This is a genomic window from Pontibacter russatus (assembly GCF_009931655.1).
Taxonomy (GTDB): domain Bacteria; phylum Bacteroidota; class Bacteroidia; order Cytophagales; family Hymenobacteraceae; genus Pontibacter; species Pontibacter russatus.
In genome coordinates this window covers 1583517-1606411 of the sequence record NZ_CP047984.1, presented here as the reverse complement: position 1 = coordinate 1606411, position 22895 = coordinate 1583517, and the positions used below count along the sequence as shown (strand labels likewise).

Sequence of the window (22895 nt, the reverse complement as noted above, 5' to 3'; positions counted from 1 at the left end):
AAAGGCCTTGTATGGCGCCTTCTATTTTCCGAAAACGGAAGCCATATATAAACTCATCACAAACATCACAGGCCCGGCTATATAGCCGGGCCTGTGATGTTTTTTTGCTAAAAAGTGGCTTATGGATTTGCCTTTTCTGGCTGATAGTAGCTTTCCGGCGGGCCTAAATACGATGGCTTCAAACCGCCTGTGTCGACCAAAATCTTTTGGAGCACCACGCCCGGGTCTACCATCCAGAACTTCAGCACGTGCTCCCCGGCTCTGTCTGTTTTGTGTGTAGACACCTGTATATTGATGTTATCGGCCACCCCCTTGTTCCAGGCGCCATGAGAATCGTCTTTGTGCATGTTGATGATTTGCGGCTCCGCGTCGTCGATGGACACGGCGAATTTTAGCCCGTCTGAGGCGTTGAAGTTGAGGGTGGGGGACAGGTAGGTATATACCTTCACCTCACCCTCGTGCAGGAGGTGCATTTTGTACTGGAGGTGCGGGCTCCCGCCGCCTGGTTTCTGGCTTCCGGCTGTCACCGGAAAGGGCGTCATCGCCGACATGGTTTTGCCCAGGTCCGGGATAAGCTGCCACTCGATGATGCCATTGTCCACAGCGCGGGTATAATGCGCCGCCTCCATGGATATATAGCCGTTGCTCTCCACAAATCCGCTCACTTCGCCCGGATTCAAGCCAGCGGGTTTGTTTACAACAGCTTGCACTTTTACGGTGGAGCCATCCGGTCCGGTAATCGTTATCGGGACGCGCTGCACGCCGGTGGGCGCTTTCTGCCAGTCTACGCTCACCAGGAGCCGCTGTTCCTTGTCAACAGTACCTTGGGTGGAGGAAATATGCAGCCACGGCGCCCCGGACTGCACTTTATATGTAAAAGGAATATTGCTCTGGCTGAAAATCTCAATGTAACGTGTCTGCTGGCTAAAAGGAGTGAGTTCGGGCAATGTTGCCGGTTCCTTCTCCGCTGGCCACCAGGCATCAGACCCCTCCACGGCCACGCCCATTTTTGCCCCAGCTGGTGCTTTTACCAGCTTCACCTCAGGCATCACGTCTTTCTCCGGCTGCTGCCAGTAGGTATAGCTGATATGCGTCTGGTCCATCATGTGGTTCCATTTGCCGCCCGCCAGTTCCTCATTATAATACTTCATCAGGGCCTGGTCCTTCTGGAACAGCTCTTTCACTTTGGCGGCCATATCGTTGGTGGCGATGCGGTTTTGTCTGGCATATAAATGGTTTTTCCCCACCGTAACGTGCAGCTCGTTCAGGATGGCAGAAGCCTTCGTCGGGAACAGCACCAGTTGGTAGTAGGCGTCTTTAAATTCGGGAGGGAGAACTTCATATATTTTTTCCGCCTTCTGTACCAGTTGGTTGTACTCCTCCACCACGCGCTCCGCTTCACGGTAGTTCGTCAGGCTGTAAGTGCTTGGTGATATTAACTCAGGCTTGCGGCGGCCGTTGTACTTGGCGTACGTCGCCAGGATTTCGGCAATTGGCTGGGCATACTGGCTGCCGAACTGCTCCTCTGCCCAAAGCACAGTGTATTCCTGCAGGCGTTCCGCCGGCCATTTGTCGGGGTTCCAGGCATAGTCTAGGAAAAACTCCAGCGGGAACTCCATCGGTTTGATGTCGCCCACATTCACAATCCAGATGCGGTCGGCGCCATATTTATAGGCCATGTGCATCTGCTCCCACACCCTCGGAATGGGGTTTGTGTTCAGCCATTTGTAATTTCTGGGACCGCCCACATAGTCGAAATGGTAGTAGATGCCGTAGCCGCCGGAATGCTGCTTTTCTCCTGGCTTCGGTAGCTTGCGGATGTTACCCCAGTTATCATCTGCCAGAAGCAGCGTCACGTCGTCGGGTACGCGCATGCCTTTGTCGTAGTAGTCCTGCACCTCTTTGTAGAGCGCCCATATCTGTGGCGTCTCGGAGGCGGGCTTGCCGGTCACATCGGCAATGATCTGCCGCTAGTCGGCCACAATCTGCTCCAGCAGCGCGATGTTACTTTCCTCAGACATGGGCTCGTCGCCGTCGCCGCGCATCCCAATGGTCACGATGCTTTCGCTCGTGCCCATGCGCTCCATGCCTTTCCGCCAGAAGGCCTGCAGGTTTTCCTTGTTTGTGTTGTAGTTCCAGGGCCCCTTGCCGTAGCGCCGCCATTCGTCGTGCGCCCGCGTCAAGGGCTCGTGGTGCGAGGTGCCCAGCACCACACCGTATTCATCTGCCAGCGGGGCGCTCAGGGAGTCATCGTCATATATGGCGTTGCCCCACATGGCGGGCCACAGGTAATTGCCCTTCATGCGCAGCAGCAGCTCAAACACCTTGTCGTAGAACTTATGGTTGAAGCCACCGAACTTCTCTTTTGACCACCCCGAGAGCGCCGGGGCCTCATCGTTGATAAAGAAGCCCCTGTACTTGACGGCTGGCTCGCCCTGCGTGTGGCGCCCCGGCAATACGTACACCTTCTCCTTTTTCTTGACCGGCACGTTGGCCCACCAGTACCAGGGCGATACACCGATTTCGTCCGACAGATCGTACATACCGTAGATGGTGCCGCGCTTGTCGCTGCCCGCAATCACGAGGGCCCGGTCCACGCCGCGCATCGGCTTTTCCACCACCTGAATCAGCGAGGTTTCCCAACGCCCGGCTATACCGGCCACGTCCAGTTTCCTGTCCCGCACCAGCTTGTCGATGAGCGGGCTTTTGCCCAGCGTTCCCACCAGCACGATTTCCTTTGCCTTCGGCGCCTTTTTGCCCACTAAAAGTTTTGGCTCGGCATTCGTCACCATTTTTATATCTGCCTGCAGGTGTTTCGCCACCCGGATGACGCCCGGGTAATCTTCGGCGCTCACATAGATGGGAGCGGACGTGCCGCCAGCAGAAAGCGGGAAGCGACCCAGCCCTTTTTCTGTGGAGATATAGGAGGGAAGGTCGTCTGTGGCGGAAGCTATATAAGGGTAGGTCAGGGCAACCAGCAGCAACATGAGGCAAATCAGCTTTTGCCGCCGGTTTGCCTGCGCCATGCTGCGGAAGGCGCGGCAGGTATATAGGGAAGTTACTTTCATAGGATATGATGTATTGTTCGACTGCATGCAACCGCTCCGGGCATCAGATTTCTGACTGTTCTACCTGACGACGTTGCCTTCCGCATTTTACACCGGTGCTTACCGGGCGGCTCGTTTCAGCATTTTATCGGCCCACGGAATGAAGTATTTTATGTTCGGGGCATCGGTGTGGCCGCCATCGTGCTGCCGCCAGGCCAGTTCCCCGTCCAGCAGCCCCACATTCACGCCGGGCATCTTTGCGGTTTTATAATCGTCCGGCACCCCCAGGCCTTTTGCGCCCAGCAGCTCGAATACCGGTTGCGCCGCCACCGTTGCCATATAGCTGCCCTGCTGGTCCAGCCATTTGGCATCGCCTTTTTCCGGGATGCCGTAACTGATGAAGACGGGGCGGGGAGCACTCAAGGCAATCAACTCATGCGCATCCACCGGAATGTCGCCTGCGTTCCTGCTCCCGAACGTAGCTTTGGCAGCTCCGTACTTTAGGAAATTCTCGGCCATCCAATGGTATTCGCCGCTGGACGTCAGGTTTTCCACGGCTTCGCCGAAATTGCGGCGGTGCAGCTTCGCGCCTCCTTCACCGGAAGAACCAATCAGGCCCAGAGCAAAGCGCTGATCAAATGCCATCGTCACCAGTGCGGCTTTACCATACCGGGAGACACCCTCGATGCCGACTTTTTTGGCATCTACGGCAGGGTCCGTTTCCAGGTAATCCAGGCCGCGGGAGGCCCCCCAGGCCCAGGCGCGCAAGGCTCCCCAGTCTTCCGGTTTCCGGGGCTGTCCTTTATTCACCAGACCAATGATTCCCTTGGTAAGGCCCGCGCCGTTGTCTGCCTGGATGCTGCCCGGCTCGATGAGGGCATAGCCCCAGCCGGCAGCCAGCAGCTGCTGCGGCGTAGGCGGGTCACCGGCCGGAGGAGGCCCGAAAGCAGGTGCCTGCGCGGTGAGGGGCATATAGGCCGGGTATTGCTCAAACACAGCCTGTAAGGTCGGGTCCTTTTTCACCAGCAGCTCTTTCAGGGCGGCGTTGATCCTGTCCAGACTCTCCTGAGGCGGTTGGGCAGGGGCCGGAAGCACGCTGCGCCCGAACATCATCAGCACCGGGACCGGGCCCTTGGCGTTGGCAGGCGTCACCACCGTCATGGCTATTTCGACGTCGATGAGCGGGTATCTGGAGTTGTCCACATGGCCCACCAGTTGCTTGGCGATAACCGGATACCAGCCCACCCGCTCCTTCTCGCTGATCACCACTTCCCAGGTCACTTTGGGCGCGTCCTTTGGCACACGGCCATATACCTCTCTTTCGAACAGCTCCACGAGCTCCGGGCGGCGCTTTTTCCACCACATCTCGGGCGTGGTCACTTTCTTTCCGTTATGCAGCGTCAGCACGGGCGGCAGGTCGGGGTAGGGGTTTGCCAGCGCCTCGTCGTAGTTCGCGTGGTTCGGAGCTGATTCATCGCCGCTGGGCCCCGGCCTCAGCGACTGAATCCCCAACTGCTTCAGCATGTGCTGGTGGTCCTGCTCGGTCGTGAAATTAACAGCCGGAGGGTACTTGTCCTCAGCGCCTGTCGGGGCCTCCTGGGCTGATGCGGAAGAAACAGCCAAAGCAAGAAGCAGGAACAACGTCTTTTTCATATTAGGAGGCGTTGGTTATATACACTTTACAGGTCAGTCCGGAAGGGAGAGGCGGGCAGTCCCTCTTTGTTATATAGGTTGGCGCCGTAAGGATTATCAGCCCAGGCATAGCGCACATACTTCGGATCCGGAACCTCCTCGCTCCACACCACCACTTTGTCTCCCTCTATTTTGGCCTGCGCCCAGACAAATTTTTTGTCCTCGCCTGCTATGGCGAACCAGGAGAGGGGCTCGCCGTCTTTGGCTGCCAACCCGCTGCCCGTATTTGTAAAACTGATGACGATTTTATTTCCCTCTATTTTGGCGGATTGATACAGCGGACCCGAAGAAACGATGTCCTTCTCGCCATATGCCAGCTTTTGCGCGGCAAGCGCCAGTCTTTCGCCCACGTCCTTTTTGTTGTCGGGATGTATGTCGTTCCACTCCCCGAGTTCAATGGTGACGGCCATTGCCGTGTTGGGCACAGAAAGTGTCTGCAGGGCGGCCTCCCGCATCAGGGCCCAATTGCTTTCTGAAGGCAGGTAATCCACCTCCATAAAGTTTGGCAGCTGCACGTACAGGAACGGAAGGTTTTCTTGTTGCCATTTGTCCCGCCAGTCCTTTATCAGAGCCGGTAGTAATTTTTTATATGCTGCGGGGTCTCCAGCATTGCTCTCCCCCTGGTACCACAGGACTCCTTTGATGGCATAGTCAGTTGCAGGCGCAATCATGGCATTGTACAAGGCTGTCGGCTGGTTCTGAGCGCTGAATCCTCCGCCACCGGCAACACCGGCAGCAGGTATATATACCTCTCCCACCTTGTACTGCCATGTCCCTTTCAGGTCGAGTGTTTGCCCGTTTGCCTGAATAAAATAGGGCTTGTCCGGCACAAACCCGCCTTTCCCGGCTGTATTCCTGACGCGCACCACAATGAGATTTTTACCTGGCTTCAGCACACCCGCCTCCAGGCTATATCTCCTTTGCGGGTACTGATAAGAGGTGCTTCCAACCTTCTCCCCATTTATATATACCTCATCCGCATCCACGATTCTGCCCAGAAACATTTTGGCCGGCACTCCTGCCATGGCCGCAGGCACCTCTATTTCACGGCGGTACCAGACAGAACCGTTCAGGTCGCTGATGCCCTGGTCTTCCCAGTAGCCCGGTATGTTGATATTCTGCCAGCCCTTCGGAACATAGGCGGGGCCATACCATTTCACCGCCTCCGTGAGCCCCTTGTCCTGCTCTGGTTTTTGCCTGTTCTTTGCCGCAGCTGCCAGCGCCTTCCGGTTCAGGTTGTTGACATAGCTTGTGTCCCGGTTTCGGTTGATAGCAGCAATGGCCGCCGGAAATTCTTTCAGACCTTCTTCACTCATCCAGGCCTCGATGGGAGTGCCACCTACACTGGCGTTAATCAAGCCTATGGGGATATGGTACTCCTTGTACAGCTTCCGGGCGAAGAAATAGGCCACCGCTGAAAACTCGTTCACATCCTGCGGGTTCGCCGGCTTCCAGGCACTGGGTGGCAACTGCTCCGCAGGGCCCTGCAGGTTTGTGGTGGTAGGAATCCAGAAATGCCGTATCTGCGGATAATCGGCCCCGGCAATATCATCGGCATAGGTAATGTTGTGTAGCTTCATCTGATGCACCATGTTGGACTGCCCCGAACACAGCCACACATCCCCGAGCAGGATGTCTTTCAGCGTGATGGTGTTCTCCCCCTTCAGCACCATGGTATAGGGGCCTCCTGCTTTCATGGGCGGCAAAATAGCGCGCCACTTCCCATCGGCGCCAGCTGTTGCACCGGCTTTTCTGCCGTTAAAGTTAATCTTCACTTTCTCTCCGGGCGATGCCCAGCCCCATATGTTCAATTTGGTATCCCGCTGCAGCACCATCCCGTCCTGAATTAAGCTGGGTAGCCTGATAGCACTGAAGGAAAGCGAAGGGCTGAAAAGAAAGTAAAGAAGAAGTAAACCGGTGAGTCTCAGCTGTAACTTCATTTTGCGTTGTGGTTAGTTTGTCAAGGTATAGGGCACAGCGTCTTGGAGGGCGCGCCAGTGCCTCCAAAAGCAGATATAACGAAAACCAAAAGGCTGGCTGCCCCTATATGAGCAGCCAGCCTTTAGAATTATCCCATTAGTTATACCCTGGGTTCTGATACATACCCGTAGCGCCTTCCATCGCGTCTAACTGGCCTTGCGGAATGGGGCGCAAGTAATGATGAGGCTGGATGTTGCGCGTTACCGTTACTGGCGTATGGTCTCCGTAACTGCTCCCGGCAATTTCGTAAGTGCCGGCAAACTCTTCCCATTTTTGCGTCCGCGTTAAATCGAACCAGCGATAGCCTTCGCCGAAATACTCGCGCGAACGCTCTTCCAGAATGTAGTCAATGTCTATTTCCTGTGGCGTGGCAGCGGTCATCTCTGCACTTAGGTCTTCCACTTTGGGCTGGTTGCCGTTGTTGTCCCAGCGCCAGTTGCCGGCGCGTGCACGAATGACATTAATCAGCTCTCTGGCACTGTAACCGGCCTGTGTGCTTGCGCCCATCACAGCTGCTTCGGCTGCAATAAAGTAAAGCTCCGAGAACTTGGCGATATTGAAAGGGCGCGTGCTGCCGGCATTCGGCTGTCCTAACCCGCCGTTATTGTCGGTGCGGTAGGGGCCGAGTTTCCACAGCCCCGGATATACAATCCTGCTAATGTCGCGCGGGCCTATCACGAAGTCAGATCTTCCGGGAAGTTCACCTGCACCAACGTTGCTTTTCCCGGCCGCGCTTGGGTAATTGATAGGCGTTGCCGGTTGCTCGTCCAGAAAGGTCAGGATGGCTCCACCCGGTTCGACTGGCAGGCCGTTGGCGTTGTAGACAACTTCTGCGTCGACACCCGCCTTGGGCCAGTTGCCACGGTAAACGGTTGTGAAGGTGCCGTCGTAGCGGGAATCATTCACTTTGTCGTCAAAGGTGTTCGTGATGACGCCAATCGGGGGGGCCATGCGTGTCCACGGACGGCCCAGGGCCTGGGCCGCTTCCCGCTGAACGGAACTTATTGGGTTAGTCCAGTTCGGATCAAGGGAGCTTCTGATGTTGGTATAGTTCCAGGTCATCATCCAGCCGGCAAAGTTATCGGGGGCGCCGCCACTGCCATAAGTAAGACTGCCTCCGTTGTAGAACTCACTTGTCTCTGTGTGGTCGGCGTACAGCAGAATTTCCTTGTTGCGGTCATTTGTCGCTACGTTCACGTCGTAGTAGGTGTCCATCAGGCCGAAGGGCCCCGGATTCTGAATGGCGTTTAAGGCCACATCATACGCCTGCTGAAAATACCACTGCGCATCATGCCCGTCGGGGTCGGTACGGGGGGCTTCCGGAAAAGTAGGAATGTTCTCCGGGTTGGCGAGCCACCATCCGTAGGTCAGGTAGGCTTTGGCCAGGTAAAGGCGTGCGAGCGTCTGGGTTACACCGCCGGTCACGCGTGGGTTCACCGGCAGCTCTTCTACCGCCCGCAGCAGGTCCGGGAATATGGCTTTGGTATATACCTCCGGTACCGTGTTGCGCACAGAGGTTCTGGTGGGGTTAGAGTTGAACATCAGTTCGCCTGCGCCCAGATCCAACGGCACCCCTCCGAACGTCTTCACCAGCAGGAAGTAGTCGAACGCACGGAAGAACCTGGCCTCGGCAATCAGCGACTCTGGAATAGTGCCTACTTCGGCGGCATTCTCAATAATGCCGCTGGCGGTGTTGATGTTGGAGAAGGCGGTTCCCCACAATACATCGGCGCGGCTGGTGGTGGATGTGATCTCTCCCTGGCCTGACAGGTCCATCACCAGGAAGTTCTGGTCCGCACTCTGCCCGTAGGTCGCTTCATCGGTGCCGGTCTCGGTGGCGTTGTAGTAATAGGCCTGCCCGTATATATAGCGCAGGTGAGCATACAGGGAGGTGATGCCACCCTGAACACCTCGCTCGGTCTGGAAAAAGCCGGGATCATATATGCTGCGTGGCTGTTCTTCCAGAATGTCCTCGCAGGACACCAGCGACATTGCCATCAGCAGGGCTGTTCCTAATAATGCTTTTCTATTGAGATATTTCATCGTGATCTTCTTTTAAAATGTGACATTCAAACCAATCAGATAGTTGCGTGTGGAGGGCGCGTTCGTGCCTATCGTCAGCAGGCGCCTCGGATAACCGCTCACCGCTGAGTTTTCGTTGCCGTATGAGTTGGTTTCAGGGTCCATCCCGGATTCATTGTGGTAGGGCGAGAACAGCACGAATGGGTTCTGGGCCGTAACATATAGCCGCAGGTTGTTGATGCCGGCATTTTCCATCCAGTTGCTGTTGTCGAAGTTATAGCCCAGCGTGATGGTGCGCATTTTCAGGTACGAGGCATCAAAGTAGCCGAGGGTGCTGCCATACTTGGGGTTGTCGCCGCTCTTTACGCTGGCCGGGTTCGGGTATTTGGCACCCGTGTTCTCCGGTGTCCAGTAGTCCACGTCCACATTATTCCGGCGCCCGCTCAGCAGGTTGAGGTAGCCAGCCGATCCGTAGAGCGTGCTGATGAGGATTCCGCCGCTTTGGAACGCGCCAACGGCGGTCAGGTCAAATCCCTTGTAGGCCACGCGCGTGTTGAATCCTCCCTGGAAATCCGGATTCACGTCCAGAATCTGCCGGTCATCGGGTCCAATTGCCCTTACAGGTGTGCCATCGGCATTGTATTCGCCGGTGTACCGTACTTTAATCGAGCCTATGATGGTGTTCGGTTCCCCCACTTCAGACGGGCCGGGTTCCAGGATATCCTGGTAAGGGTCTCCTTCCTGCCAGAGGCCTATTTTCTCGTAGTCATATATCACGTTGATAGGATGCCCGACAAACCACGCATTGCCCTCATCCCTTTCCTGTCCCGAGGAAAGCGCTACCAGCTCGTTGCGGTTGGCGTATAGGTTGACGCCCGCCTCCCATGTCCAGCCGTTGAGGTCGTCCAGTATTACGCCATTGAGTCCAAGTTCCACACCTTTGTTTTGAGTAGCCCCTATGTTTGCGGTTAAATAGTCCACGCCCGATGTATTAGGCAGTCTATAATCTAGTAGAATATCTTCGGTCTTCGTTATGTAGTACTCTACAGTACCTGATAGGCGATTGTTGAGGAGTGCGAAGTCCAGTCCATAATTCCATGTTTTAGAGAACTCCCATCCTAAGTTAGGATTAGGAAGTTGGTTTACATAGTACCCGGTTGCGTAGGTATCAGGGCCGAAGTTGTAAGGCCTTGTGCTTAAACGTCCAAGGGTAGAGTATGGAGTAACAGCTTGGTTGGAGGTTTGTCCGAAGCCCACACGCAGCTTCAGCATGTCTACGAGGCTCACATCCTGCATGAATGCTTCTCTAGCGATGTTCCACCCGGCAGACACGGCGGGATACGTATGCCACTTATGCCCCGGGGCCAGCCTCGAGGAACCATCGGAGCGTACGGTAGCGCTCAGCATGTAACGGTCGTCATAGGAGTACATCGCGCGTCCCATCCACGACATCAGGCCGCTCTTCATATATTGCTGGCCATTTGGGTCAACCGTGATTTCGCCTTCAGCCAGTCCCAGATTGTAGAACTGAAAAGCGTCGGAGGGAATATCCCTTGCCGCCATGCTCGACCTGTTGTAGCTGTTCTCGGAGGCAGAATACAGCCCCACTATGTTTACGTTATGCTTTCCCGCAAATGTGCGGTCATAGGTCAGCAGGTTTTCGATGGTCCAGTCGGTCGTAACGGCGTTGCTGACAGAGGCAGTGGAGGGGGTTTCAGCGTTGGGGCTGTTTATGCCCGCAGCCGTGAAGCCGCCTCCGTGGCTCTGGCGGTAGTTCAGGCCAAGGTTGGCACGATACTTCAAGCCTTCCACTCCCGGGATTTCAACTTCGCCATATATGGTGTTGTAGGTGGCGAATGCCCTCGTTTCGCTCAGCCATTTATCGCTTAAGCCTTCTACTACATCCTGTGTATAGAGCCACGTTTCATCCAGCGGCATTTTGATAGTTCTCTTCAGCGTGCCATCCTCGTTGTAGGGGCTGGCCAGCGGCGACATGCTCAGGACACCATATAGCCCCACGTTGGAGCCTTCGATCATGTTGTAGTTGTTGTAGGTGGTGAAGCCCACCCTGAAGATCTCGCCTATTCCCTGGTCAAGCGTGCCGCGCATGGAGTAGCGTGTGTACTGCTGCGTAGGAATCACGCCTTCATCCTCGAAATAGCCGACACTGAAGTTGTAGCGGCCTTTTTCGGTGCCACCCGAAACACCCAGGTCGTGCGTGGTCGTCATGCCGGTCTTGTACAGCAGGTCCTGCCAATCGGTGTTCCCATCCGCCGTCTCGTCCTCGCCTAACTGGTCTTTGAACTGACCGCCTGCCTGCCGCAGCGCGAAAAGCTCCGGGCCATCCATCATGTCATATTTGGCAAAAACCTTTTTCAGGCCATAAAAGCTATTGTAAGTCACCTGTGGCTTTTGGCCTATTGAGCCCGTCTTGGTAGTTACTAATATTACGCCGTTGGCGCCGCGCGAGCCGTAAATGGCAGTGGCAGAGGCATCCTTCAGAATGTCAATGCTCTTGATGTCGTTGGGGTTGATGTCGGAGATAGCCCCGGGAAAAGGAATGCCGTCCAGCACCACCAGTGGGTTATTATCGGCGGTAAGCGAGCGCGTTCCGCGTATCCGGATTTGCATCGTGGCGCCTGGCTGAGAGGACGTCTGAGTGAACTCCACCCCCGGCAAGCGGCCCTGCAGGGCCTGCGTGATATTACCAGACGGCACTTTGGTGATTTCTTCAGCGCTGATGGACGCAACAGAGCCTGTCACGGCTTCTGCCCGCTGCGTGCCATATCCTACCACGACCACCTCTTCCAGCGCCTCGGCATCTGTGCCGAGCTGCACGTCGATGGCCGCGCGGTTGTTGATGGGCACCTCCTGATTTTCATAGCCTATATAAGAGAACACAAGCGTGCCGGTGCCGTCCGGCACGTTGATGGTATAACTGCCGTCCGCGCCTGTCGGGGCGGCGGTTGTGGTGCCCTTCAGGAGCACGGTTACCCCCGGCAGGCCTGTTCCTGTTTCTGCGTCCGTCACACGCCCGGTCACGGTGAGGGTTTGGGCCATGGCCTGCGCACTCACCAGCAGGTAAGCAAACAGCACTATGGCTATCCGAATGGCTCCCGGGATGCGTGCCGGTCCGGAGCTCTGCGTAAAATGGATTTTCATAAGTGAGAATTTTGGAAGTTTGAGGTTTGTGTTTGATGTAAATAGCCTTTGTAAGGCGCAATGCCTGTTGCGCAGGTCTTGGGCAGGAGCCCGGATTAGAGGATGGGGTTCTGTATTCGCTTTTTTTATGTTTAACATGCTGCTGCGTATGTGTCTGATGTAAAACTTGCCTTAGCCTAGGGCTCACAGGTTGTCAGACCTGTGTTTCTGCAGGGTTACCTGCCTCTCAGTTGTGTCTGGTTTCAGGTAGTTCCCGCTTATTGCCGCGCTGCCTTTTTGCACCTTTACCTGTGATTTTTAGCCTTCCGGAGCATGATCTACAGTGCCTCTGTAATATTAAATGGCTGGTTATCATGTGCATTGTCTCTTTATAATAACTGTTGAAATGACACTATATAACGCACGCACACGTCCTCCGTAAGTAACTGCTCACTGATGGTTGTGTAAATATGTTTATATAATTTGGTAACTGCAACCGATTTCATGGATTTGTTTTGGAGCATAAATGAGCAGCCGTTGGAGCGCCAGCCATATATATGGGAGAAGTTATATGGCAGTTTTGGTATTAATCCATATATGCTGTAGCGTCAACCCGGGTGTTCTATATATGTTTTCACTGTTGTGCTGCCAAGGGCTTGGCTCGGGATACGCAATGAATGGCGAGGTTTACTCGTGCAGGGTGAAACCGATGTCAATAATGTGCTTTAGTACTCTTCCAGCGAAATACTTGAGGATATAACCATATACGATATGGCGCAAACCCGGTGTGATAGGTATTATCTCTTCTCATCCGGAGGAGCAGACACGGAAGACCTTTAGAGCAGCGCAGGCCCGGCTATATGCGGGCCTGCGCTGCTTTGATACCGATATCAGTTGATTCTTCCGTATTGCATTTACCTGCTTGCAGATTCCCCTCCTCGGAGGGGCAGGGGTGGGTTCTATAGAAGATGTTAATGCGCAGTTTTCAGTTGATAATGGTAAAGGATACTGTAAACCTCTGGAAGTCCACAGAGAAATGCTCATAAGCTGTTCCGGGGAAACTGCTGCAAGACTATAGTTTGGGTAGTAACTGACGTTACGCAAAACAATTATTGTCGCCCTTTGATGGGGGTAAGGGGGATGATTACAACTGCGGGTAATCATATATGGAGCTATGCTAGGGATACTTATCAGCAAGCCGGAGCAGTTTGGGTACTTCCGGCCGCCTATCATCCCCCTGCCCCCTTCAAAGGAGGACTTTCCTGCACTATACCTTCTCAGGGATACACCCTCTGCGTAATTTCAGGTATTAAGTACCCGGACAAAATTAATTTGCATTGTCCCTAAAATCACTACACGCATCAATATCGTGATAATCAATAATAAACAGCCTGAAAATTCTTATATGTTGTACCTTGATACTTGTGTCCTTTTACTTACATCTGAGCGGTGGGAGCAGGTCGTAGTTTTTATTGTTGTACTGATCCTGGTGAGGTTGCCTCCTCTTTACTCTTGTCTTCGAGCTCCGCTGAAGTCCAGGCTTTGCCTCTTCCGGCATTCTCTTCTCTAATCTCCTTAATCTCTTCGGGTGTGACTACTGGCGAAGCTGATTTTCTCACGGTAAAACCTGCTGCCTTGTCAGCCGCAGCCGGCGCCATTCCGGGAATTTCGCCGGGCAGGCGGGGAGCCCTGCCTCCAAACTCGTACCGGATGTAACTCAGGACAGAAGCGACCCATTCATCGCTGTTCGCTTCCATAGGAGGCATGACGCTGGAATAAGTTTTGCCGTCTACAGGGCCGGTCAGGCCATGCAGTAAAATTCTGGCAGCAGTTTTCTTCTCTAGAAAAGCTAACCGCTTCGACCCTACAAGGGGAGGTGCGGGCATATTTGCACCTCCGATGGCAAGTCCCTTTCCATCCGGGCCATGGCAGCTTGCACAGAGCGATTTGAAAGTAGCCGCGCCGTTCAAAATCAGCTCTCTATCGGCTTGCGCAAGCGCACCCAGCTTTTGCCCATATGTTCTCACGCCTTCGTTGTTATCCAGCGCAGTTTTGGTAGCTGTGAACATTTCATTGTCTGAATCCTGCTCCAGTAGCTCCTTAACAACTGCTTTCGCCTTCTCCGATGTGCTGTTGTACAGCGAGAGCAGCAGCTGAACCCGCACATCGTCATCGGCGTCGTTCGAGAGCTCGCTCACCTTTTCTATCAGTTGCTCGTCGTTCCTCTCCAAATAAGGTTCGCTGATCCAAACAGCAGTTCTCCTGACCTGTGCATGCTCGTCTTTCAGCGCTCTGAACAGAATGTCCCTGTCAATTGCCTCCAGACCCTCCAACGTCCACAGCGCATGGATTCTGGCAAGATGGCTGGGCTTTTTCGAAAAAAAACCGTGCTCACCTGCTGCTATCTTCTTTAAGGCGGGAATGACTGACTTATCACCACGCGTTATAATCGACTTTTGCGCCTCGTCCCGCCACCAGCCGTTCGGGTGATCCAAATAAGCTAAAAGCTCACGGCTGGATTCCTCCAGCATGTTCGGCTTAGGCCCCGGCCTAAAGTCATCGTGTACCACGCGGTAAATACGGCCGTGCCCTGTGTTCTTAGCTAAACCAATGCTGTCAATCTTCTGGCGCAGGAAAGACCCTGGCTTTGTCCAGTTGCCCTGCTGGATAATACCCCGGTGCATGTCCACGATGTAGAGGTTCCCGTCGGGGCCCGTGGCGGTGTTCACCGGGCGGAAGTTCATATCGGAGGAGGCTATAAACTCCTGCCGTTCATACGCATTCTCCAGCCTCACTTTTCCGCCCTGCCTGATTACGTTGGCCCGCCGGATGGACCGTGCCACTGGTTCGCAGACGATATAATCCCCGACAAGATCCTGGGGAAGGCGGTCTCCCCGGAAGATAGACTGCCCGCAAGCAGCCGTAAAATGATTGAGCGTATTGTCAGGGCGGAGCCTCTTGGGGCCGCCTTGCACGTCAGGTGTTGCCATGATGGGCCAGACCTCCGCAAACTCAGCGCTATATTGGTCTGCAAAGTCCAGCGTTCCGTAAATAGGGTTAATCTGGAACCCTAAGGCAGGAATCTCTCCCCCTGCCCTGGAATAGTAAAGCCGCCCGTAGTTGTCGTGTGTTACCCCCCATTGCCCGTTGCCCCCACTGACAATGGTGTCGACCTTCATGGTGCCATTTGTATAGCGGAAGCGCACGGGTTCATAAGTGACGTACATCCAGTTATCGATGTTCCAGTCCAGCCCGCTCCGCTGGTGCTCCATATTGGCTTCATTGACATTATATTCGTCATTTCTGTACACAACCTTCTTTACATCAGCTCTTCCGTCTCCATCGGTATCCCTGTAACTGTGGATGTTTATGGTATTGGTTTCATTGACCAACAGCTCCCCGTTCACCCACTGCAGCATCCGGGGCAACAAAAGACTGTCAACGAAGATGGTGCTCTTGTCCATTTTACCGTCATTGTCCGTGTCTTCGAGCAACGATACACGGCTTATGGGCTCCTGCTCTCCTGAGGCGTCAGCATCCTGCATATAGGTGAGCATTTCAGCCACATACATTCTGCCATTGCCATCCCAGGCAATGGCTACCGGTTCCTTGACCATGGGTTCACTGGCAACCAACTCCAGGCGATAGCCAGCAGGCAGATGCATGGTTTTCATGCTTTCTTCAGGAGACAGGTATGCACCAGTAGGGTTGGGGTTGAAGACAGGCTTTGAAATAGCCTGAGCCTGTTCTTCTTTTGGTACGCTTGGTACGCTGCAACTGCTAAACAGCAAAGACAGAGCAAAGAGGCCTGTTATATATAGATTATTCCTCATGCTGATTTTAACTAGGCTATCATCATACAATAATGTTTGATCGCTTATAATCTAAAGCTTTTCCCTGACTTTTTACCTAAGGTGTATTATGTCTTTGTAGGAGCCTGTTTGAAGCGTCGTTTCGGGCGGCGCCAGATGTCATATAAATACTATGCCTTGAGCGTCAGCTTATGCGCCTGCTGCTGGGCTTTCAGCGCCAGTTCTGTGGCCAGGAAACAATGCTCCTGCGTCATGGCAGTTTCGGTGCGGTTCACTACGTCGTCTACTAGCTGTCTGCCGTAGGGCAGCTCAACCTGGCTGCAGTCTATATAGCGCGTCTCCTTGTTATCCGTCAGGAAGAGGTGGTTGCCGCCTTCCCTTCCGGCGATGTCAATGTTTTTGCGGATCTCAATAAAGCCGTCTGTGCCGAGAATCGTCAGGCGCCCGTCTCCCCACGACTTCAGGCCGTCCGGCGTGAACCAATCAACCCGGATATAGCCCGTTCCTCCGTCGCCGCGCACCATCACATCGCCAAAGTCTTCGAACTTCGGGTACTGGGGGTGATTGACGTTGCCCACCTGCGAGGCCACGATTTCAGCTTTGTTTGTACCGGTGAAGTACAGGTACTGGTCGAACTGGTGTGAGCCTATGTCACAGATGATGCCACCGAAATACTTGCGGTCAAAGAACCACTCAGGCCGCGAATCCACATTCATCCGGTGCGGCCCCAGCCCAATCGTCTGAATTACTTTTCCGATAGCCCCGGCTTTCACCAGTTCCCCCGCCTTCACGGTTGCCCGGTTTTCGAAGCGCTCGCTGTACATGATGGAGTAGATGCGGTTTGTTTCCTGCTGCACACGGCGCACTTCGGCAAGTTGCTCGAGTGTCGTGATGCCGGGCTTGTCGGCCATATAGTCTTTGCCGTGGCGCATTACCCGGATGCCAAGCGGTGCCCGCTCGCTGGGGATGATGGAGCTAAGGACAAGATGAATGGAGTTGTCTTCTAATATCTCCTTTTCGCTGCGGGCCAGCTTTGCCTGCGGGAACCGCTTCGCAAAGGCCTTTACCAGATCTGGCTCCTTGGCATAAAAGGAAACGAACTCGCCGCCGCCCCGCATAACGGCCTCGGCCTGCGCGTATATATGGCCGTGGTTAATCCCGATGACGGAGAAGCGGATGCGGGGCGCCATGCGCTTCCTGATTTGCGCCTGGTTATGCTCCACCGGCTCCGCGGGCGAGGCCAACCCTTGCTGGGGTAGGGCCGAAAACACGGCCAGACCAGCTGCTGTGGCAACAGTGTCTCGAATAAACCTGCGCCGATCGAAGTGAGGATTTTCCATATGCTTTTGATTCTGAATGAACAATTTATGAAATAAGGGCAAACGGCGCTCCGTCAGCAGCTGTGTTTTCTTAAAACCTGAACCCCTGCACCCGAAGGGTTTTACTGCCCGAACCGGATCCAGTCGAGCAGGGCGCTGGCCTCAGCCGAAGCGTTTTTCCCTTTGAAGAGGAAAAATAAGTCGTGTGTTCCGCCCGGGTCCCGTACAGGCGCATTCACCTCCACAAAGTTTTTCAGGCTTTGGGTGGGCTTAATATGCAGCGCGCTGATGACCGGGCCTGCAAGGGAATCGATGTGGACTTCAACGGCGGCTTCCTGGTTTTGGGATGCATAGCGAAAAGCCAGCCGGTCTATGGCCTTCAGGTCAACATTCATCAGCACGAAGTAAGATTGCTCTCCCGGTATCTCCAGTTTGTCGCCTTTTTTATCTAGATGGTACAGCGTGTCCGCTTCCGCTGCCTGTACTTTAGCCGGGCGCAGCACCAGCGTCCGGCTTGCGCTGAGTGGTGTGATTGCCCCTCCTTTGTCGGTGTAGGAGGCGGTGAGCAGATACCTGCCCTTGCCGGCTTTGCCAACGTGGTCTTTCAGCACAAGCGTGCCCTGCAGCGGCAGCGACTCAACTGGTTTCCGGGTGGAGAGGGTCAGTATGTATTTAACAATATCTGAGGCTTCCTCTCTGGACAGCTGTGGATGGGCGTTCATGGCACCGTCTCCCCAAACACCTCCCCCTCCGGTTATTATCTTGTTCGCCAGGCGGGCTGTAGCGGTCTCGTCGCCCTGGTACCGCTTTGCTACGTCCATGAAAGCCGGTCCTACGGATGTTTTATCCAGTTGGTGGCAGGCTTTGCAGTCGCTGTTCTCCATCAGGCTTTTCCCTAAATCGAAGGCTCCCGGGTTCTGCGCGTGCCTCATCAGCTCCCTCATGCTGGTCGGGTTCTCGGTATAGTTCAGGGTCACAAGTACTTTATCTTCGTCAATTTCTTTGTCCTCCCTGTCCTCGACGCGTACGGTGTATTTTATGGGCGTCCGATCTTCGGAGAAAAAGGAACTGTTGCCCACCAGCTGGATGGAAATTTCCGGGAGGGTGTTGCCTACTTTTATCTCCAGTGTGTCCGTGTCCGCCTTTCCTGCCGGGTCAGTTACTTTAAGTGTGGCTTTGTAGATGCCATCCCTGCTGTACGTGTGGGTAGGGTTGGGCTCCGTAGAAGTTATACCGCCGTCCCCGAAGCGCCATGCATAGGTTAGCCGATCTTCCGCATCATGATCATAACTTTTGCTGCTGAACGCTACCTTAAACGGAGCCAGCCCGATGGTGTCTGTGGTGATGATCTGAGCCACCGGGGCGCGGTTGCCTGCATTATAGTCGATGCGGACCAGGCGGGCATCCGGATTGTCTTTCCCATATACCGTTCCATACTCTAACAGGTAAACCGCCCCGTCAGGCCCTATCTCCATATCCACCGGACGAATAAAGTTTCCAGTTACCGGCATAAAAGGCTCCATGCTTTTGTAGTGCAGGGCTGTGTCCAGGCGCACGGCAAATATCCAGTTGCGCATCCAATCCATAATGAACAGCGCCTTGTCGTAATATTGGGGGAGCTTTGTTTCTGACGGGAGGTTTGGGTCATAATGGTACACAGGGCCCGCCATGGCGGACCGGCCGCCGGTGCCCAGCGCAGGAAACTCGTTTGACTGGTCGTACGGATACCAGATGAGCGCCTTTTGGGCCGGGGGCAGGGTGGCAGCCCCCGTGTTGTTCGGGGAGTTGTTTACCGGCGCCTTTGCATCAAAGGGCTGGCCGATGGTTTTTGTGGCAAAGTCGTAGTCGCTGTAGGCCCTGTTGTCACCGATAAAGTAGGGCCAGCCATAGTTGCCCGCCTCCCTGGCCTGGTTAAACTCATCGAAGCCTTTGGAGCCCCGGGAGCCGCTGGTGCCAGCGTCCGGTCCCACATCGCCCCAATACACCGCGGAGGTGGCCGTATCCACAGAAATCCGGTAGGGGTTGCGCGCCCCCATCACATAAATCTCCGGGCGGGTATCGGGCGTGCCTGCCGGAAACAGGTTGTCTTTCGGGATGGTGTAGGTGCCGTCCGGCTCGGGGTGTATCCGCAGGATTTTTCCCCGGAGGTCGTTGGTGTTGCCGGATGAGCGCTGCGCGTCAAAGTTCAGGCGTCCGGGCAGTTCATTGATCGGGGCGAAGCCGTCCGATTCTGTCGCGCTGGTGTTGTCCCCTGTCGCTATATAGAGGTTCCTGTCTTTGTCCCAGGCTAAAGAGCCCCCGGTATGGGTCCGTCCTGCCACATCGATGGGGATCTCGAGGATCACTTTTTCTGACTTCAGATCCAGGTTATTGTCTCCCGTTAATTTAAAGCGGGAAATCTGTTGCCGGTACTGGCTGCTGTCATTTGCCGTTTTGAAGAAGTATATATAATCATTCTGTCTGAAGTCGGGGTCCAGGGTCAGGCCCAGCAAGCCGTTCAGGGCGTTCACGGCCTTTGCAGGAAATTCAAATGCATGCAGCAGCCGGGTCTTCTTTAACCGGGGATCATACATATAGAAATTCCCCGCACGCTCGATAAAGAACACGCGTTCGTCGGGTGCCACGGCCAGTTCCATGGGCTCATTCAGGTCATCGGAAAGAACTACCTTGGTGAAGCGGCTTTCTGCCGTCACGTCTGCCGCAGCGGCTTCGGGAGGACCAGGCTTTTCTTTTGAGCCAACAGTTTCCTTTGCTACACTCACTTCAGCCGCCTGCTTGCAGCAGCACAGCAAGACAGCCACAGAAGCATGCAACAGCGGTAGAAGACAGGTTCTCAACAAGTGCTTTCTCCTTAACATAAAGCGCTTTTATATGGAATGGTGTGGTAGTGCATTGTTGATCATGTATTTATATATAAAGCTGCGGTATATATAAATATATGAGCGCTGTTAACAGGAGACCCACCTATGCCCGTTGGGTTATATATAGCTGTACACGCAAGCCCTTCCTGACGCGCCTCTATTTCCTGGAAGCCTGATTGCCCGTCTGTTTGGCTATTTCCAGTGCCTTGGTTGTGGTGTAATATTTGGCAATCATGTTAGGCACTTCCCAATCCGGCATTTTGCCTTCGGCCAGATACTGCAGATACTTCTCCGTTACCTGTCCGAAGTGCGCTTCGTGTCCGTTGTGATAGGACTCCGGCACCACAACGGTCCAGGCATTTCCGGATTTTTGCACGTCTACCCCAGGGTATTTCTGCTGTATGGTAGCCAGGTTTGCTTTTAAAGCTTTTTCGAATGCACTCATATCCGTACCCCTGGCTGGCTCAATAAAGAGCTGCGGTTTGTAATTCTGTTCCTTCCCCTGGCGAATGACCAGATTGGCTTTCGTGCCTTTCATCATGGAGAAGTGCGTGTCACCGGCTCCTTCAGGCGCCTGGTAATTCCATATAACCGACACCTTGGCGTTCACGCCCTTTATCTGGTAGTTGATCTCGCCGTTGGAATACACGGCAAGCAGGCTGTCCTTTCCCATATCCTTTGTAAGGTAAGCCGGGTAGGCGGCTGTTTTGGTCACTTGTCTGAACTTGTCGGGGGTAAGCTCTGTCGCCCAGCGGCGGGCGCCCGTTATGTTTATATCCTGTTCATAATCAATAACCTGCTCCGGGAAGCATTCCCATTGCACCAGATCCACCAGGTGCGTTGTCACATCCACAATGCCCTCTCCCTCCTGGGTCACGTCAAAAAACCAGGCCGGGCGCTTCAGCGGCATGCCCGAAACGTATTTGAAGAAATGATGTACGCTCTCTTTCGTGATAGCCGGGTCAGCGGGGGTGCCTTTCTGCAGCGTTCCGAACACCTCGGGCAGCATGGAAAGCTCCCGTTGCAGCATGGTGGTAATCTCGTAGCGCTCCGTCATGATGTCGTAGAGCAGCACGTCGTTTTCTTTGGCTGATGCGAAAGCCTCCTTTAGCAGCTCAAAGCTCTCCGTGTCGATGGCCATGGGCTTGTCGGCCAGCACGTTCAGGCCGGCGTCTACCGAGGTTTTGATATACTCTGTCTTTTTCTGGTTGTTCCCGGCCAGCACCACCACATTGCCCGGCTTTTCTGCCAGCATTTTCCGGAGGTAATCCTCCCCGGTATATACCACCTGTTTCCATGCGGTCGGATTTTCGGGGCGGGTGTTGTAAGACTCGACGATGCTGAGGTAGCCCTGCACGTCGTCTCCTGCGGGGGCATATACGTGTACCACCGAGTCCACATTCTCATACATCGTCTTCTGTACCAGCGCCGCATGGAAGTGCCCCGGGTCCAGGATCATGAGTTTTATATCTCCGGATGATGTCGCAGCGGCCTTGTCATGGGCCGTATCCGCTTCCTGCGTTTTAGTGGAGCATGAAACCATCAGCGATAAAAGTAATGCCTGCAGTGTGAAGGTGAAGGTCCCTTTTAGCATAGGTGAAGAATGAGTTCCTGTTTATATATACATCTGTCTGTCCGGAGTCGGCCGCTACCAGCCCTCGGAGCGGCAGATGCCCTCCTGCAGGCCCCGCAGCTCTGCCAGCCCCCGCATCCGGCCGATGCAGGAGTAGCCCGGGTTGGTGACTTTATTCAGGTCGTCCAGCATCTGGTGGCCGTGGTCCGGCCTGAAGGGAATCGGCTCGCTTAGCCCTTGCTGGATGCTCAGGATTTCTTTCATGACGGCATACATGTCTACATCGCCGCCCAGGTGGTCGTCCTCAAAAAAGTTGCCGTGCGCATCCTTGGACACATTGCGCAAATGCACGAAATGAATGCGGTCGCCCGCTTCCCTCGCCATTTGCACCAGGTCGTTCTGGGCACTGGCCCCCAGCGAGCCGGTGCAGAAACAGATGCCGTTGCTTTTGCCCGGCACGGCGGAAAGAATATATCTCAAATCGTCGGCTGTGCTCACGATGCGGGGCAGGCCTAAAATATTAAAGGGAGGATCATCGGGGTGGATAGCCATCTTAAGGCCCAGCTCCTCTGCGACAGGTATGATCTCCCGCAGGAAATGCCTCAGGTTCTCGCGCAGCGCGTCCCGGTCGATGGCCTGATACCATTCCAGTTTTTCGCGCATCTGCTCCAGGGTCTGCTTTTTCTCCCCCGGAATCCCGAACATGACGATGTTCACCAGATAGTCCAGTTGCTCCTGCGTGTACCGCTTAAACCTGCTCTCCGCCTCCTGCAAAACCGCCTGGCTGTAGTCCTGCGCCGCATTCTTTCGCTTCAGTATATGGACATCGAACACGGCCAGATCAAACCAGTTAAAATACAGCGCCCTGGAGCCGTCAGGCATTACCATGTCCAGGTCGGTGCGCGTCCAGTCGTTTACCGGCATGAAGTTGTAGGTCACTGTCCTGATGCCGCAGGCCGCGATGTTGCGCAGCGACGCTTTGTATAGATCGATGTAGTGTTGGTAATTCCCGGTGCGCGTTTTGATGGACTCGTGGATGGTTACGCTTTCAACGACATCCCAGGTCAGCCCGGCCGCCTCTATCTCGGCTTTGCGCTTTTGTATTTCCGCCACCGGCCACACCTCCCCGTGGGGTATATGGTGCAGGGCTGATACGATTCCCTCGGCCCCGGTTTGTTTTATATCCTGTAGTGTTACCGGATCCTGGGGGCCGAACCAGCGCCACGTTTGCCGCATTTTCATATGCTATATAATTTTGTTAGGCGACTAAAAATAATGTAGAAGCCGACGGGTATATATGCCATATAGCGCCTTCGCAGTTCCTGACGCCCGTGGCAGCGGTTTCGCTGGGAGCAGAAATAGCGGGTGGGAAAACACCCGAACCAGGCACCGCTCCCATGCGCTGAACTACTTCGATTCTCATTTGCTGCTTCTCCGGCTCTGCTCTA

10 protein-coding genes and 1 pseudogene are annotated in these 22895 nt (G+C 54.6%); all 11 read right to left on the bottom strand.

Features of this window, described 5'->3' with window-relative positions; translation table 11 throughout:
* Positions 1-119 precede the first annotated feature (119 nt).
* Entirely contained in the window at positions 120-1007 is an 888-nt protein-coding gene (locus GSQ62_RS21070) for a hypothetical protein (RefSeq protein ID WP_317164402.1), read from the bottom strand.
* A gap of 441 nt (positions 1008-1448) precedes the next feature.
* Positions 1449-2543, bottom strand: a pseudogene (locus GSQ62_RS21065) (glycosyl hydrolase 115 family protein); the annotation flags it as partial.
* Between the two features lie 624 nt (positions 2544-3167).
* A complete protein-coding gene (locus GSQ62_RS06375; RefSeq protein WP_161888735.1) occupies positions 3168-4700 on the bottom strand; it encodes a glucuronyl esterase domain-containing protein in 1533 nt (510 codons plus the stop codon).
* Positions 4701-4726: 26 nt separating this feature from the next.
* Positions 4727-6679 carry a sialate O-acetylesterase gene (locus GSQ62_RS06370; RefSeq protein WP_161888734.1) on the bottom strand — a complete coding sequence of 651 codons (1953 nt, stop codon included), beginning with the start codon at positions 6677-6679 and terminating at the stop codon, positions 4727-4729.
* Positions 6680-6815: 136 nt separating this feature from the next.
* Positions 6816-8762, bottom strand: a complete 1947-nt coding sequence (locus GSQ62_RS06365; RefSeq protein ID WP_161888733.1) for a RagB/SusD family nutrient uptake outer membrane protein — start codon at positions 8760-8762, stop codon at positions 6816-6818.
* A 12-nt stretch (positions 8763-8774) separates the two neighbouring features.
* On the bottom strand, positions 8775-11903 hold the full coding sequence (locus tag GSQ62_RS06360; protein WP_161888732.1) for a SusC/RagA family TonB-linked outer membrane protein: 3129 nt from the start codon (positions 11901-11903) through the stop codon (positions 8775-8777).
* A gap of 1448 nt (positions 11904-13351) precedes the next feature.
* On the bottom strand, positions 13352-15715 hold the full coding sequence (locus GSQ62_RS06355) for a DUF7133 domain-containing protein (RefSeq protein WP_161888731.1): 2364 nt from the start codon (positions 15713-15715) through the stop codon (positions 13352-13354).
* Between the two features lie 149 nt (positions 15716-15864).
* On the bottom strand, positions 15865-17034 hold the full coding sequence (locus GSQ62_RS06350; RefSeq protein WP_161888730.1) for a Gfo/Idh/MocA family protein: 1170 nt from the start codon (positions 17032-17034) through the stop codon (positions 15865-15867).
* A gap of 101 nt (positions 17035-17135) precedes the next feature.
* Positions 17136-19775, bottom strand: a complete 2640-nt coding sequence (locus GSQ62_RS06345; RefSeq protein ID WP_237587035.1) for a PQQ-dependent sugar dehydrogenase — start codon at positions 19773-19775, stop codon at positions 17136-17138.
* Positions 19776-20031: 256 nt separating this feature from the next.
* The gene (locus GSQ62_RS06340; RefSeq protein ID WP_161888728.1) at positions 20032-21468 is read right to left on the bottom strand and encodes a putative oxidoreductase C-terminal domain-containing protein; all 1437 of its coding nucleotides are present in this window, start codon (positions 21466-21468) and stop codon (positions 20032-20034) included.
* Between the two features lie 54 nt (positions 21469-21522).
* Positions 21523-22689, bottom strand: coding sequence for a mannonate dehydratase (gene uxuA, locus GSQ62_RS06335; protein WP_161888727.1), 1167 nt, complete (start codon positions 22687-22689; stop codon positions 21523-21525).
* Between the last annotated feature and the right edge of the window lie 206 nt (positions 22690-22895).

Coding starts and splice junctions, on each gene's coding strand:
- GSQ62_RS21070 (WP_317164402.1), bottom strand. CDS start 1,007: ATGGGCGTGGCCGTGGAGGGGTCTGATGCCTGGTGGCCAGCGGAGAAG.
- GSQ62_RS06375 (WP_161888735.1), bottom strand. CDS start 4,700: ATGAAAAAGACGTTGTTCCTGCTTCTTGCTTTGGCTGTTTCTTCCGCA.
- GSQ62_RS06370 (WP_161888734.1), bottom strand. CDS start 6,679: ATGAAGTTACAGCTGAGACTCACCGGTTTACTTCTTCTTTACTTTCTT.
- GSQ62_RS06365 (WP_161888733.1), bottom strand. CDS start 8,762: ATGAAATATCTCAATAGAAAAGCATTATTAGGAACAGCCCTGCTGATG.
- GSQ62_RS06360 (WP_161888732.1), bottom strand. CDS start 11,903: ATGAAAATCCATTTTACGCAGAGCTCCGGACCGGCACGCATCCCGGGA.
- GSQ62_RS06355 (WP_161888731.1), bottom strand. CDS start 15,715: ATGAGGAATAATCTATATATAACAGGCCTCTTTGCTCTGTCTTTGCTG.
- GSQ62_RS06350 (WP_161888730.1), bottom strand. CDS start 17,034: ATGGAAAATCCTCACTTCGATCGGCGCAGGTTTATTCGAGACACTGTT.
- GSQ62_RS06340 (WP_161888728.1), bottom strand. CDS start 21,468: ATGCTAAAAGGGACCTTCACCTTCACACTGCAGGCATTACTTTTATCG.
- uxuA (WP_161888727.1), bottom strand. CDS start 22,689: ATGAAAATGCGGCAAACGTGGCGCTGGTTCGGCCCCCAGGATCCGGTA.